This window comes from Pseudomonas sp. NPDC087029 (assembly GCF_044745345.1).
Classification (GTDB): Bacteria; Pseudomonadota; Gammaproteobacteria; order Pseudomonadales; family Pseudomonadaceae; genus Aquipseudomonas; species Aquipseudomonas faucium.
In genome coordinates this window covers 35,482-48,095 of sequence record NZ_JBIVAB010000006.1, presented here as the reverse complement: position 1 = coordinate 48,095, position 12,614 = coordinate 35,482, and the positions used below count along the sequence as shown (strand labels likewise).

At 66.8% G+C, this 12,614-nt stretch carries 9 protein-coding genes; 2 read left to right on the top strand and 7 right to left on the bottom strand.

Annotated features, from left to right (window positions below; all coding sequences use genetic code 11):
• Positions 1 to 71 precede the first annotated feature (71 nt).
• Positions 72 to 4,340: a DEAD/DEAH box helicase gene (locus ACIPG5_RS12360; RefSeq protein WP_401375277.1), complete on the bottom strand. Its 4,269-nt coding sequence runs from the start codon at positions 4,338 to 4,340 to the stop codon at positions 72 to 74.
• A gap of 140 nt (positions 4,341 to 4,480) precedes the next feature.
• Between ACIPG5_RS12360 and ACIPG5_RS12355 the strand changes: the two genes are divergently transcribed.
• Positions 4,481 to 4,894, top strand: a complete 414-nt coding sequence (locus ACIPG5_RS12355) for an NUDIX domain-containing protein (protein WP_401375275.1) — start codon at positions 4,481 to 4,483, stop codon at positions 4,892 to 4,894.
• On the opposite strand, the gene metR is transcribed toward ACIPG5_RS12355, so the two are convergent.
• The gene (gene metR / locus ACIPG5_RS12350; protein WP_176511046.1) at positions 4,878 to 5,795 is read right to left on the bottom strand and encodes a transcriptional regulator MetR; all 918 of its coding nucleotides are present in this window, start codon (positions 5,793 to 5,795) and stop codon (positions 4,878 to 4,880) included. The two genes, ACIPG5_RS12355 and metR, sit on opposite strands and share 17 nt — an antisense overlap.
• Before the next feature lie 196 nt (positions 5,796 to 5,991).
• On the opposite strand from metR, the gene ACIPG5_RS12345 reads away from it, so the two are divergent.
• On the top strand, positions 5,992 to 6,987 hold the full coding sequence (locus tag ACIPG5_RS12345; protein WP_236235150.1) for an alpha/beta fold hydrolase: 996 nt from the start codon (positions 5,992 to 5,994) through the stop codon (positions 6,985 to 6,987).
• 53 nt (positions 6,988 to 7,040) lie between these two features.
• On the opposite strand, the gene ACIPG5_RS12340 is transcribed toward ACIPG5_RS12345, so the two are convergent.
• The 5 genes from ACIPG5_RS12340 to ACIPG5_RS12320 all read right to left on the bottom strand — a co-directional run bounded on the left by ACIPG5_RS12340 (position 7,041) and on the right by ACIPG5_RS12320 (position 12,489).
• Positions 7,041 to 8,369, bottom strand: a complete 1,329-nt coding sequence (locus ACIPG5_RS12340) for a sigma-54-dependent transcriptional regulator (RefSeq protein ID WP_401375271.1) — start codon at positions 8,367 to 8,369, stop codon at positions 7,041 to 7,043.
• Positions 8,366 to 10,270 carry an ATP-binding protein gene (locus ACIPG5_RS12335; protein ID WP_401375268.1) on the bottom strand — a complete coding sequence of 635 codons (1,905 nt, stop codon included), beginning with the start codon at positions 10,268 to 10,270 and terminating at the stop codon, positions 8,366 to 8,368. The genes ACIPG5_RS12340 and ACIPG5_RS12335 overlap by 4 nt, the downstream gene beginning before the upstream one ends.
• Positions 10,271 to 10,339: 69 nt before the next feature.
• Complete coding sequence (locus ACIPG5_RS12330; protein WP_176511050.1) at positions 10,340 to 11,074, bottom strand: amino acid ABC transporter ATP-binding protein; 735 nt, start codon at positions 11,072 to 11,074, stop codon at positions 10,340 to 10,342.
• Entirely contained in the window at positions 11,071 to 11,742 is a 672-nt protein-coding gene (locus ACIPG5_RS12325; RefSeq protein WP_176511051.1) for an amino acid ABC transporter permease, read from the bottom strand. The genes ACIPG5_RS12330 and ACIPG5_RS12325 overlap by 4 nt, the downstream gene beginning before the upstream one ends.
• Positions 11,743 to 12,489 carry an amino acid ABC transporter permease gene (locus ACIPG5_RS12320; protein ID WP_176511052.1) on the bottom strand — a complete coding sequence of 249 codons (747 nt, stop codon included), beginning with the start codon at positions 12,487 to 12,489 and terminating at the stop codon, positions 11,743 to 11,745.
• Positions 12,490 to 12,614 lie beyond the last annotated feature (125 nt).

Here is a 12,614-nt window from a genome sequence, read left to right as displayed (position 1 = left end):
CAGGGCCTGGAACAAACCCCGACCATAGCCCGGTTGCGCGGTGCTGGAAATGAAAATTGGGGTATCGAAAATCATTCGCGCAAGAGTTTCTGCCGCCAGCCTTGCTGTTCAGCCACCGATGTTTCGACCAGGTAGCCGTAGCGCCCGGCAATGCGCACCGCCACCGGCACGCCATCGCGGTACAGCAGGCGGTTGCCGCTCACGGCCGGCACTTTCGCCCCAGGTAGCAGCGAGCCCACCAGGTTCAACGGGTCGCTGGCGCTGACCACGACCAGCGCCCCGTCCAGCGCCTGTCGGCGTACCTGGCGGAGCAGGCCGACCGCTTCGGGCAAGGCGAACTGCTCGCCCGCCAGCCCGGCAATGAAACGCCCGCCACGGATCTCGCCACGTGCCTCCAGGCGGTGATAGCAGCGCAACAGCTCGCGCCAGGGCGGCAAGACATCGCTCTCGCGCTCCAGCAGCCGCCAGCACATCACCCCATACCGGCGCAGCAGGGCGCGGGCGATATGCTCCAGGCGTTCGCTGTCATCGGCGCTGCCCTGGCGCAGCAAGGCCCAGCGCCCTGCATGGGCCATGCTGCTGGACAGCGGCGGGTGGCCACGCCGGCTGTGGCGCACGGTGCGCTTGGCCGCCGGGGTGATCAGGCTGCGCAGGCCGATGAAGCTGTCGGCACCCACCAGCCCGGCGCCCACCAGCGCTTGCAGCGCGGTTTCCAGCTCGCTGGGCAGCAAGTGGGCATCGTGCGCCAGTTCATCGAAAAACAACGCCCCTTGGGTTTGCAGCACCTCGTGCACCCGTTGCGCGCGCAGGCCCAGGGCATCCACGGCAACCGCCGGGGCCAGGCTGCGCCAGGTGCCCAGGTGCTCGCGCGGCAGCAGCACCAGCGGCGTGCTGGCCAAGGTACTGCTGGCCGCGGTCGCTGCCAGGCGGCTCCAGGCGAACTGCCCGCTGCGGCAGGCATCGTCGAGCCAGTGCGGGCTGTAGTCCTCGATCCGCGCTGGCAGCAGCTCCGCCTCCCATGCCCCGGCAGCGCTGGGGAAGCCCTGCAGCTGGCCCAGCACCTCGGCCACGGCCAGCGGGCCACGCAAGCGCTCGCCTGGCGCCAGGTGCTGCCAGTCGAACAGAAAGCGCATGAAGTCCTGCAGGCTGACCGGTTCGATCTCCCGGCGCAGGCGCTTGACCGTGTAGCGGTGGATACGCGCCAGCAGGTGGCGTTCGCACCACTGCAGCGCGGGCTGGCCGGGGCTGAAGTGGCCGCGCAGGACATAGCCTTCGGCCTCCAGCCGCGCCAGGGCCTGCTCGACAGCTGCATCCGGTTTGCCCAGCGGGCTGGCGATCTGCGCCAGGGTCAAGGGCCCGTGGCCGCTCAGGCGGGCGCGCAGCAGCTCGCTGAGGGCGCTGTCCGGGTCGATGGCCTGGTCGAACCCCGGCAACACGCCAAGCGCAGGGGTCAGGGTTGCTTGCGGGTACAGCGCCTGCAGCAGGTTGAGGCGCTCGCGCGCCAGCCAAAGTTGTTGGGCCGGCATCTGCAAGGCGCGCCCGGCCTTGGCCAGCTGGCGCAACTGCAAGTCCCAGCTGGGGTTGGCGTGCACCTCTTGCTGGCTGATGGCGCCAAGGCTCATCAAGGTTTCGTGCATCTCGTCGGCGTTGCGCGGTTGAGGCCATGCCTCGGCTTCGACGGCAGCGATGGCATCGGCGTCCAGCGCGCCCAGGTCGTCGCTGCTCTGTACCGGGTTCCAGCGCCGGTTGAGCACCGCCTGGGTGCGCCGTTCCTCCAGCGGGGCATCGTCGAGGAAGGCATAGGGCCGGGCATTGAGGATGGCCGAGGCCAACGGCGAGGGCGCGGGCAGGTCGCGGCACAGCAGCTGTATCTCGCCGCGCTCCATGCGCCTGAGCAGGGCCAGCCAGCCTTCGCTGTCCATGGCCTCGTGCAGGCAGTCGTCGAGGGTCTGCTCGACCAGCGGGTGGTCGGGAATCTGCCGTTCGCCGGCGATGTTCTCCAGGCAGGCGATCTGGTCGGGAAACACGGCGGCGATCAGGTCTTCGCTCTTCATGCGCTGGATTTGCGGGGCTACCTTGCGCCCGCCGACATAACGCGGCAGGGCCATGGCCACGGCGGCGTTCCAGCGCCAGCGCACACCGAACAGCGGGGCGTCGAGCAGGGCCTGGATGAGCACCTGCTCGGCATTGCGGCTGGGCAGGTAACGCCAGACTTCGTCGAGCGCGAAGCTGTGGCTGGTGGACAGCGACAGCACGATGGCGTCTTCGCTGGCCGCCGCCTGCAGCTCGAAATTGAACGTGCGGCAGAAGCGCTTGCGCAATGCCAGGCCCCAGGCCCGGTTGATGCGGCTGCCATAGGGCGAATGGATGATCAGCTGGGTGCCGCCGGCCTCGTCGAAAAAACGTTCCATCACCAGGGTTTGCTGCGAGGGCAGGGCGCCCAAGGCTTCCCGGGTGCGGCCCAGGTAGTCGAGCAACTGGCTGGCACAGGCTTCGTCCAGCGCGAAGGTACTTTGCAGCCACTGCAATACCTCAGCGAGATCACCGTTGCAGCGCCCCAGCTGCTCGTCGATGCGCGCCTGCAGGCGGGCCACCGCGGCCGACAATTCGTCACTGCGCCCCGGCGCCTCGCCGAGCCAGAACGGTATGGTCGGCGGCAGGCCCTGGGCATCTTCGACCCGCACCCGGCCGGGCTCGACCCGCAAAATACGGTAGGAGGCATTGCCCAGCTGGAAGATGTCACCGGCAATGCTCTCCACCGCGAAGTCTTCGTTGACGCTGCCGATGTTCAATGCCTGGGGTTCGAGCAGCACGCTGTAGTCGGCGGTCTCGGGGATGGTGCCGCCGCTGGTCAGCGCGGTCAGCTGGCTGCCCCGGCGCCCGCGCAATGTGCCGCTGACCGCATCGCGGTGCAGGTAGGCGCTGCGCACGCCGAGGCGGCCGTTGTAGCCTTCGGCGAGCATGCGCAGCAGCGCCTGGTAATGGTTCACGTCGAGTTCGGCATAGGGCGTTGCCTGGCGCAGGCAGTCGAACAGCGCCTGCTCCTGCCAGGGCTGGTTGCTGGCTTCGGCGACGATCTGTTGCGCCAGCACGTCCAGCGGCGCCTTGGGGATGTGCAGTTCATCGAGCTCGCCCTGGCGAACGCAGTCGAGCAGGGCCACGCATTCGATCAGGTCGTCGCGCGAAGTGGCGAACAAGCGCCCCTTGGGCACGCCATCGACCTGGTGCCCGGAGCGCCCGACACGCTGCAGGAAGGCGGCGATCGAGCCCGGCGAGGCAATTTGGCAGACCAGGTCGACATCGCCGATGTCGATGCCAAGCTCCAGCGAAGCGGTGGCGACCAGCACCTGCAATTGCCCGTTCTTCAGGCGTTGCTCGGCATCCAGGCGCAGCTCCTTGGCCAGGCTGCCGTGGTGCGCCGCCACCGCTTGCTTGCCCAGGCGGTCGCTGAGGTGGCGGGTCAGGCGCTCGGCCAGGCGCCGGGTGTTGACGAACACCAGCGTGGTGCGATGTTGCCGGGCCAGGGCGGCCAGGCGGTCGTAGACCAGGCCCCAGACATCGGTGGCCAGCACCGCGCCCAGCGGCACCGGCGGCACCTCGATGGCCAGGTCGCGCTGGCGGGCGTGGCCGATGTCGACGATCGCGCAAGGGCGCCGGTGGCCGACCAGAAACTGCGCCACCCGTTCTACCGGGCGCTGGGTGGCAGACAGGCCAATACGCCGCAGCGGCCGCCCGCACAGGGCTTGCAGGCGTTCCAGCGTCAGCGCCAGGTGGGCGCCGCGCTTGTTGCCGGCCAGGGCGTGGATCTCGTCGACGATCACCGTGTGCACGCCGGCCAGCCCCGCGCGCCCGGAGGCCGAGCCCATCAGCACGTACAGCGATTCGGGGGTGGTCACCAGGATATGCGGCGCCAGTTTGCGCATGGCCGCACGCTCCTTCTGCGGCGTATCGCCGGTGCGCACGGCGGTGGTGATGCGTGGCGCCTTCAGGCCCTGCTCCGCGAGGCCCTGGCTGATGCCTTCGAGCGGGGCCTGCAGGTTCAGGCGGATGTCGTTGGACAGCGCTTTGAGTGGCGATACGTAGATGACCTGGGTTTGCGCTGGCAGCTCGCCGCCATGCTCCAGGCCCTGGCGGAACAGTTCGTCGAGTACGGCAAGGAAGGCGCTGAGGGTCTTGCCCGAGCCGGTGGGGGCGGCCAGCAGCATCGATTGACCGGCATGGATCAACGGCCAGGCACGCGCTTGGGCGTCGGTGACCGTGGCGAAATGGCGACGGAACCAGGTGCCGACGGCAGGGTGGAAAAGCTCCAGCACCGGGTGCTGATGGGCGGGCAGGTTCATGTGTTGGTTATGGAGGGTGCGCGGTGGCTTGGCAAGGGGCCGTTCGTCTGTTCTGGCCCTTTCGCGGGGCAGGCCGCACTGTCCTTGTCAGCCAAGGGGGGCCATGGGATCCTCCGTGCCTTTGCCCGGGAGCCTAGCCCATGCCCAACGTCATTCGCATCGCCGCCGCCCTGCTCATCGACCCCCAGGGCCGCACCCTGCTGGTGCGCAAGCGCGGCACCCAGGCCTTCATGCAGCCAGGCGGCAAGATCGACGCGGGGGAAACGCCGGTGCAAGCCCTGGTGCGCGAACTGCACGAAGAGCTGGGACTGCGCATCGACCCGGCGCAGGCCATCCCGCTGGGCCAGTTCAGTGCCCCTGCGGCCAACGAGCCGGGCTTCGAAGTGCAGGCGCAGTTGTTCAGGGTCGACTGCGCCGAGCAGGTGGTCCCGGCGGCGGAAATCGAAGAAGTGGTGTGGCTGGCCGCTGATCAACTGCCCGCGCTGCAACTGGCGCCGCTGACCCGCGACCTGATCCTGCCGCTGTATCGCCAGGCGCTCAGCGTACCGCGCTGACCCCATCGAGGGTGGCGAACGAGGTGTCCTTGGCGGTCAGCAGGAAGTCGCGCATGTACGGTGCATCGAGCATGTCGGTGCGCACGGCCGCATAGAGCGTGGCGAACAGGCCTTTCTCGCCCAGGCGCTTGCCCTTCACGTAGCCGCGCGAGCTGTATTCGTGCAGGGCCCAGTGGGGCATGCCGCAAACGCCGCGGCCGCTGGCCACCAGCTGCATCATCATCACCGTCAGCTCCGAGGTGCGCACGGCCGCAGGTTCGATGTCGGCCGGCTCCAGGAAGCGGGTGAAGATGTCCAGGCGGTCGCGCTCCACCGGGTAGGTGATCAGCGTCTGGTCGATCAGGTCCTGGGGCACCATGTAGGGTTTGCTCGCCAGCGGGTGCTGGTTGGCCACCGCCAGCATGGCTTCGTAGGTGAACAGCGGCACGTAGGTGATGCCGGCAAGGTCGAGCGGGTCGGACGTCACCACCAGGTCGAGGTCGCCCCGGGCCAGGGCCGGCAGTGGGGCGAAGGCGAAGCCCGAGGCCAGGTCCAGCTCCACTTCCGGCCAGGCGTCGCGGAACTGGTCGATGGTCGGCATCAGCCACTGGAAGCAGCTGTGGCATTCGATGGCCATGTGCAGGCGCCCGGCCGTGCCACCGGCCAGGCGGGCGATGTCGCGCTCGGCGCCGCGCAGCAGCGGCAGGGTGGCATCGGCCAGTTGCAGCAGGCGCAGGCCGGCGCTGGTGAAGCGGATGGGCTTGGTCTTGCGCACGAACAACGGCAACCCCAGGCGCTCTTCGAGCTCCTTGAACTGGTGCGACAGCGCCGATTGCGTCAGGTGCAGGCGTTCGGCGGCCTCCACCAGGCTGTCAGCCTCGCGCAGGGCATGAAGGGTTTTCAGGTGGCGGATCTCCAGCACAGCTGACTCCGAGAGGAAAATTTGAGGAAACAGGGAATTAGTTGAGTTTCTCTCATGTTGCCCCCGGCTGTCGACTGGACCTTCGCCCAACCGCTCGGCAGCGTTCATCAAACTGTCACCGAACTGTGGCAGCGCGCTTGAATGAAAGTCATCAGACTCGCGCTCTACTGGGGATCTGCATTCTGGTGTTTCTTTCATGCGGGCTTTTCTGCTGTTTTTCTTCTTCCTTGTCAGCGTGCCGGCGAGCTTCGCCGAGCAGCGCTGTGACCCACATGTGCCGGTGCAACGGGCCGAGCTGGGCGAGCTGAGCCTGGTGTACCAGAGCGTGGGCGCGCCGCGCGACCCTGCGTTGCTGCTGGTCATGGGCCTTGGCGGGCAGCTCATCCACTGGCCCGACGACGTGGTCGAGGCGTTGTGCCTGCAGGGTTTTCGGGTCATTCGCTATGACAACCGCGATGTCGGCCTGTCGCGCTGGAACCAGCTGCCGCCCAGTGCCAACCTGACGGTCGAGCTGCTGCGCTACAAGCTGGGCCTGCCGGTTGCCGCGCCCTACACGCTGACCGACATGGCCGGCGATGGCCTGCACCTGATGGACTCGCTGGGCATCCGCCAATTTCATGTGCTGGGTGTGAGCATGGGCGGGATGATCGCCCAGCACCTGGCGGCGATGGCGCCGCAGCGGGTGCGTAGCCTGACGCTGGTGATGTCCAGCTCGGGCGCGGCAGGCCTGCCGGCGCCGGCCCCTGCCCTGGTGCAGTTGCTGGCCCGGCGCAGCGCGCCGAATCGGGAGGTTGCCATCGAACAGCAGGCCGACTTGCTGGCGGCATTGGGCAGCCCGCAGGTGCGTGACGATCGGGCGGTGTTGTTGCAGCAGGCGGCGGTGGCCTATGACCGGGCGTTCAACCCCGACGGCGCCAAGCGCCAGATCATGGCGATCCTGGCCGAGCCCAGCCGGGTCGAGCTGCTCAACAAACTGCGCGTGCCGACCCTGGTGGTGCACGGCACGGCCGACCCGCTGTTGCCGGTGATGCATGGGGTGCACCTGGCGGCGCATATCCAGGGGAGCCAGCTGAAGTTGATCCCGGGGCTGGCGCATCGCTTCCAGGAGCCGTTCAAGGCGCCGTTGCTCGGGGCGGTATTGCCCTACCTGCAGTCACACCGCCAGGACGTGACGCATATCGCCGGCCTGTAGCAAAGCGCCTGTGGGAGCCGGCAAGCCGGCTCCCACAAGTTCCTTGCCGGATCTCAGCCGAGCCCGTACTTCTTCACCTTGTCGAACAGCGTGGTCTTGGCCATGCCCAGCTCCTGGCTGGCCTGGCTGAGGTTGCCGCCGGTGCGCTGCAGCGCGTCGCTGAGCAGGTTGCGTTCGAACGCCTCCACCGCCTCGGCAAAACCCAGCCCCTGGCTGGCGCCGCCACTGGGCCCCTTCTTGAAGGCCGGCAAGCCCAGGGCGAAACGCTCGGCAACGTTGCGCAGCTCGCGCACGTTACCCGGCCAGTCGTGGGACATCAGCCGTGACAGGGTCTGGCTGTCGAGCGGCGGCAGCTCGCGGTCGAAACGCAGCGCCGACTGCTGGAGGAAGTGCTCGAACAATTGGCGGATGTCTTCGCGGCGCTCGCGCAGCGGCGGCAATTCCAGGGTGACCACGTTCAGCCGGTAGTACAGGTCGCTGCGGAACTGGCCGCTCTGGCCGAGGGTGGCCAGGTCGGCCTTGGTTGCAGCGATCACCCGGCAATCCACCGCGATGCTCTGGTTCGAGCCCAGGCGCTCCAATGTACGTTCCTGCAACACGCGCAGCAGCTTGATCTGCAGGTTGATCGGCATGCTCTCGACCTCATCGAGAAACAGCGTGCCGCCATTGGCATGCTCGATCTTGCCGATGCGCCGCTTGCCGGCGCCGGTGAAGGCGTTGGCCTCGTGGCCGAAGATTTCGCTCTCGAACAGGTTCTCTGGCAGGCCGCCGCAGTTCAGCGCCACGAAGGGCTGGCCCTGGCGCCGGCTGAAGTCGTGCAGGCAACGGGCAACCAGCTCCTTGCCGGTGCCGGTTTCGCCTTCGATCAGAACGTTGGCGGAGGTGTCGGCCACGTTGGCGATCAGCTCGCGCAGGTGCTCCATGGCCGGCGAGTGGCCGATGATGCGCCCTTCGAGGCTGTTCTGCTCGGCCAGCTGGCGGCGCAGGGCGAACACCTCGCGTGACAGCCCACGTTGCTCCAGGGCGCGCCTGACCACCTCGACCAGGCGCTCGGGCGAGAACGGTTTTTCCATGAAGTCGTAGGCGCCGTTGCGCATGGCGCCCACGGCCATGTCGATATCGCCGTGGCCGGTAATCAGTACCACGGGCAGGCTGCGGTCACGCGCCTTGAGGCGGTTGAGCAGTTCCAGGCCATCGATGCCTGGCAGGCGGATGTCGCTGACGACGATGCCGGCGAAGTCATCACCGATGCGTTCCAGGGCCTGTTCGGCGCTGCCCACGCCTTCGCAGGCGATGTCTTCCAGGGCCAGGGCTTGCTGGCAGCCGAGCAGCACATGCGGGTCGTCTTCGACAATCAGGACGGTAAGAGGCGCTGGGTTCATGGTTGCTCTGCCGTTTCGCTAGGGGGCGTGACCAGGGGCAGGGCAAGGACGAAGGCGGTCCCGCCACTGGCGGGGTGCTCGACGTTCAGGCTGCCCTTGGCGGCGGCGGCGAGGCTCGCCGACAAGGTCAGGCCCAGGCCCAGGCCGTGTTCGCCGGGTTTGGTGGTGAAGAAAGGTTCGAACAGGTGCTTGCGCGCTTCGGCGTCGATGCCGTGGCCATTGTCGCGTACCCGCAGGCGGTACTTGTCGCCTTGCAGCTCGCCTTCGAGCCACAGCTCAGGCAGCGGCTGCGTGGCCATGGCGTCGAGGGCGTTGCCGATCAGGTTGACCAGGATCTGCTCCAGGCGCGTCTGGTCGATGGCCAGTTGATGGTCGTCGAACTGGCTGTGCAACTGCAAGTGGCAGGCGCTGATGCGGTTGCCCAGTACCTGCAGCGTGGCCTCCACCGCCTTGGCCAGCGAAGCCTGGCCGCGGTCGTCGCCGCGCCGGGCGAAGGAGCGCAGGCTGGCGGTGATGCGGCCCATGCGGTCGATCAGGTCGTTCATGGTGCGCAGGTTGGTGCTGGCGGTTTCCAGCGCGCCGCGTTCGAGGAAGCGCACGGTGTTGCCGGACAAGGTGCGCAGCGCCGCCAGCGGCTGGTTGAGTTCGTGGGCGATGCTGGTGGACATCTGGCCGATGGCCGCCAGCTTGCCGGCCTGCACCAGCTCGTCCTGGGCGTGGCGCAGGGTCTGTTCGGCATGCCGGCGTTCGCGGATCTGGCCCTTGAGCCGTTCATTGCTGGCGCGCAGGTCGGCGGTGCGGTCGGCGATGCGCCGCTCCAGCTGGCTGTTGGCTTCCTCCAGCGCTTCACGGGCGGCCAGGCGCGTGGCAATCACCTTGCGCCGCTCGTTCCAGGCGATGCCGAGGATCGCCAGCAAGGCGAATGCCACGGCCACCAGGATGCCTTGCACCATCGATTCGCGGCGCAGGTCCTGCAGCGGGGTGAGCAGGGTGAAGTGCCAGGGGGTGTCGACCAGGCGCCGGGTCTGTGCCAGGTAGGCCACTTCGTGGGGCTTGCCCTGGGCGGTTTCGCTGTTGGCCGGGAAGGTGAGTTTTTCCACGCCATCGGCCAGGGTTTCGCGGGCCAGCGGTTGCAGCTCGTTGAGCGGCCACCAGTAGTACTGCAGGCTGCGCGCCAGGCGCTCCTTGATCTGCGGCGTCAGCGGGCGCACCGACTTGAGCCGCCGGGCGGGGTCGCTGGAGAGGATGATGATGCCGTTCTCGTCGCTGACGAAGGCTTCCAGGCGCGCCCGCTGCCAGCGCTCTTCCAGGGTGTCCAGGCGCACCTTGATAACCGCCACGCCGATGATCTTGCCGTGCTCTTCCAGGCCGTGGGCCAGGTAGTAGCCCGCTTCGCCGGTGGTGCTGCCGATGCCGTAGAAACGCCCCGGCTCGCCGCGCACGGCGTTCTGGAAGTAGGCGCGGAACGACAAGTCTTCGCCGAGGAACGAGTCGGCATCGCGCCAGTTGCTGCTGGCCTGAACCCGGCCGTTGGTGTCGAGCACGAAGATCGCCCGGCTGCGGCTGCGGCGGTTGAGGCCTTCGAGGTATTCGTTGACGGTTTGCCGGTTGGCGCCGTCGGGGTCGGTGAGCAGCAGCGAGACGCTGTCTTCGAGCTCCAGCAGGCTTGGCAGGTAGGTGTACTTGCTGATTTCGCTTTCCACCGTGCGCGCGTGCAGCTCCAGCTGGCGTTCACCGTTTTCGCTGAGGGTGCGGATGCCGTTGCTTTCGCTGATCAGGAAACCGGCCAGGCCCAGGCCGACCATCAGCAGGAGGACCAGGGGCGGCAGCAGCAATTGACGGATCAGGCGGGATTTCACGGCGGGCTTGGCAGGGCGAAGAAGCGAGGGGTCGCATTTCATCACAGTGGCCTTGTCACGGCCAGCATCCGCTGCCCCCGGTAGCCAGGGGCAGCGGAAACTGTGGCCGACTTAGTGTTGCAGGATCTTGCTGAGGAAGTGCTGGGTGCGTTGGTCGCGGGCGCTCTGGTCGCCGAAGAACTCTTCCTTGGTGCAGTCTTCGATGATGCTGCCCTTGTCCATGAAGATGACCCGGTTGGCAACCTTGCGGGCAAAGCCCATCTCGTGGGTCACGCACATCATGGTCATGCCTTCGTGGGCCAGCTGCACCATCACGTCGAGCACCTCGCTGACCATTTCCGGGTCCAGCGCCGAGGTGGGTTCGTCGAACAGCATGACGATCGGGTCCATGGCCAGCGCGCGGGCGATCGCCACGCGCTGCTGCTGGCCGCCGGAGAGCTGGCCGGGGTGCTTCTTGGCGTGGGCGCTCAAGCCGACACGGTCGAGCAGGGCCAGGCCCTTCTTGCTGGCTTCCGCCTCGCTGCGGCCCAGGACCTTGCGCTGGGCAATGGTCAGGTTCTCGGTGATGGTCAGGTGCGGGAACAGCTCGAAATGCTGGAACACCATGCCCACCCGCGAGCGTAGCTTCGGCAGGTTGGTCTTGGGGTCGGCGATCGAGGTGCCATCGACCACGATGTCGCCCTTCTGGAACGGCTCCAGCGCGTTGACGCACTTGATCAGGGTGGACTTGCCCGAGCCGGACGGGCCGCAGACCACCACCACTTCACCTTTCTTGACCTCGGTGCTGCAGTCGGTCAGTACCTGGAAGTCGCCGTACCACTTGTTGACGTTCTTGATGGAAATCATACGGTGATCCTTTTTTGCAGGCGCTTGACCAGCCACGAAGCGGAGAAGCTGATGAGGAAGTAGACGACCCCGGCGAAGATCAGGAACTCATGGGAGCGCCCGATGATGTCGCCGTTGGAACGTGCCGAGTTGAGGAAGTCCACCAGGCCCACGGTGTACACCAGCGAGGTGTCCTGGAACAGGATGATGCTCTGCTGCAGCAGCAGCGGGGTCATCTTGCGAAAGGCCTGGGGCAGGATGATCAGGCGCATGGTCTGCGCGTAGTTCATGCCCAGCGCCTGCGCGGCGCCCATCTGGCCTTTGGAGATCGACTGCACGCCGGCACGGACGATTTCGCAGAAGTACGCGGCCTCGAACATCATGAAGGCCACGACGCACGAGGTGAAGGCGCCGATCGGGGTGTCTTCGCCGGTGATCCAGCGCAGCACGAAGGGTACCGCCAGGTAGAACCAGGTGATCACCAGCAGCAGCGGGATCGAGCGGAAGTAGTTGACGTAGGCGCCGGCCAGGCGCGACAGCAGCTTGCTCGACGACAGGCGCATCAACGCCAGGATGGTACCCAGGGCGATACCGCCGACGATGCCCATGACCATCAGCTTGAGGGTCATGACCATGCCTTCCCAGAGGGCGGGCAGGGCGGGGATGATCTGGCTGAAATCCATGTCCATTTACTTGCCTCCCACGGAAATCAGGCCAGGCACGGCGACTTTCTTCTCGACCATGCGCATGATCAGCATCAGGCCCATGTTCAGGGTGAAGTAGATCAGCGTGGCCAGGGTGAATGCCTCGAACAGGTTGGCGGAAAACTCGGCGGTCTGCTTGGTCTGCGCGAGCAGCTCCATCAGGCCGATCAGCGACGCCACCGAGGAGTTCTTGAACACGTTGAGAAACTCGGAGGTGAGCGGCGGGATGATGATCCGGTAGGCCTGCGGCAGCAGCACGTTGTTGTAGATCTGCGGCAGGCTGAAGCCCATGGCGCGAGCGGCGGCCTCCTGGCCCTTGGGCAGTGCCTGGATACCGGTGCGCACCTGCTCGCAGACACGTGCGGCGGTGAACAGGCCCAGGCAGATGACCACGCTGATCAACGCCGAAGTCGTCGGGTTGAGGTCTTGCTTGAACCATTCCTGCAGGCCTTCGGGCAGCAAATCTGGTACCAGGAAGTACCAGACGAACAGCTGCACCAGCAGCGGCACGTTGCGGAACAATTCCACATAGGCGGTGGCGATGCCTGATACCAGGCGATTGGGCACGGTGCGCATGACACCGAGCACCGACCCCAGCAACAGGGCAATGATCCAGGCGGTGATGGAGATGGCGATGGTCCAGCCCAGGCCGGTGATGTACCAGTCCAGATAGGTTTCGCTGCCCACGCCGGTGGACTTGAAGAACACGCCCCAGTCCCAGTTGTAATTCATCGGGATTTCCCCTCAGACGGTTGTTTCACGGGCACCTTCGAGCATCCGGGGGCGCAGGGCGCCCTCGGATGAAAGGTTAGACACTAATGGGTGGCCTGCAGAGTTGATTCGTGCCGTTGAGCACC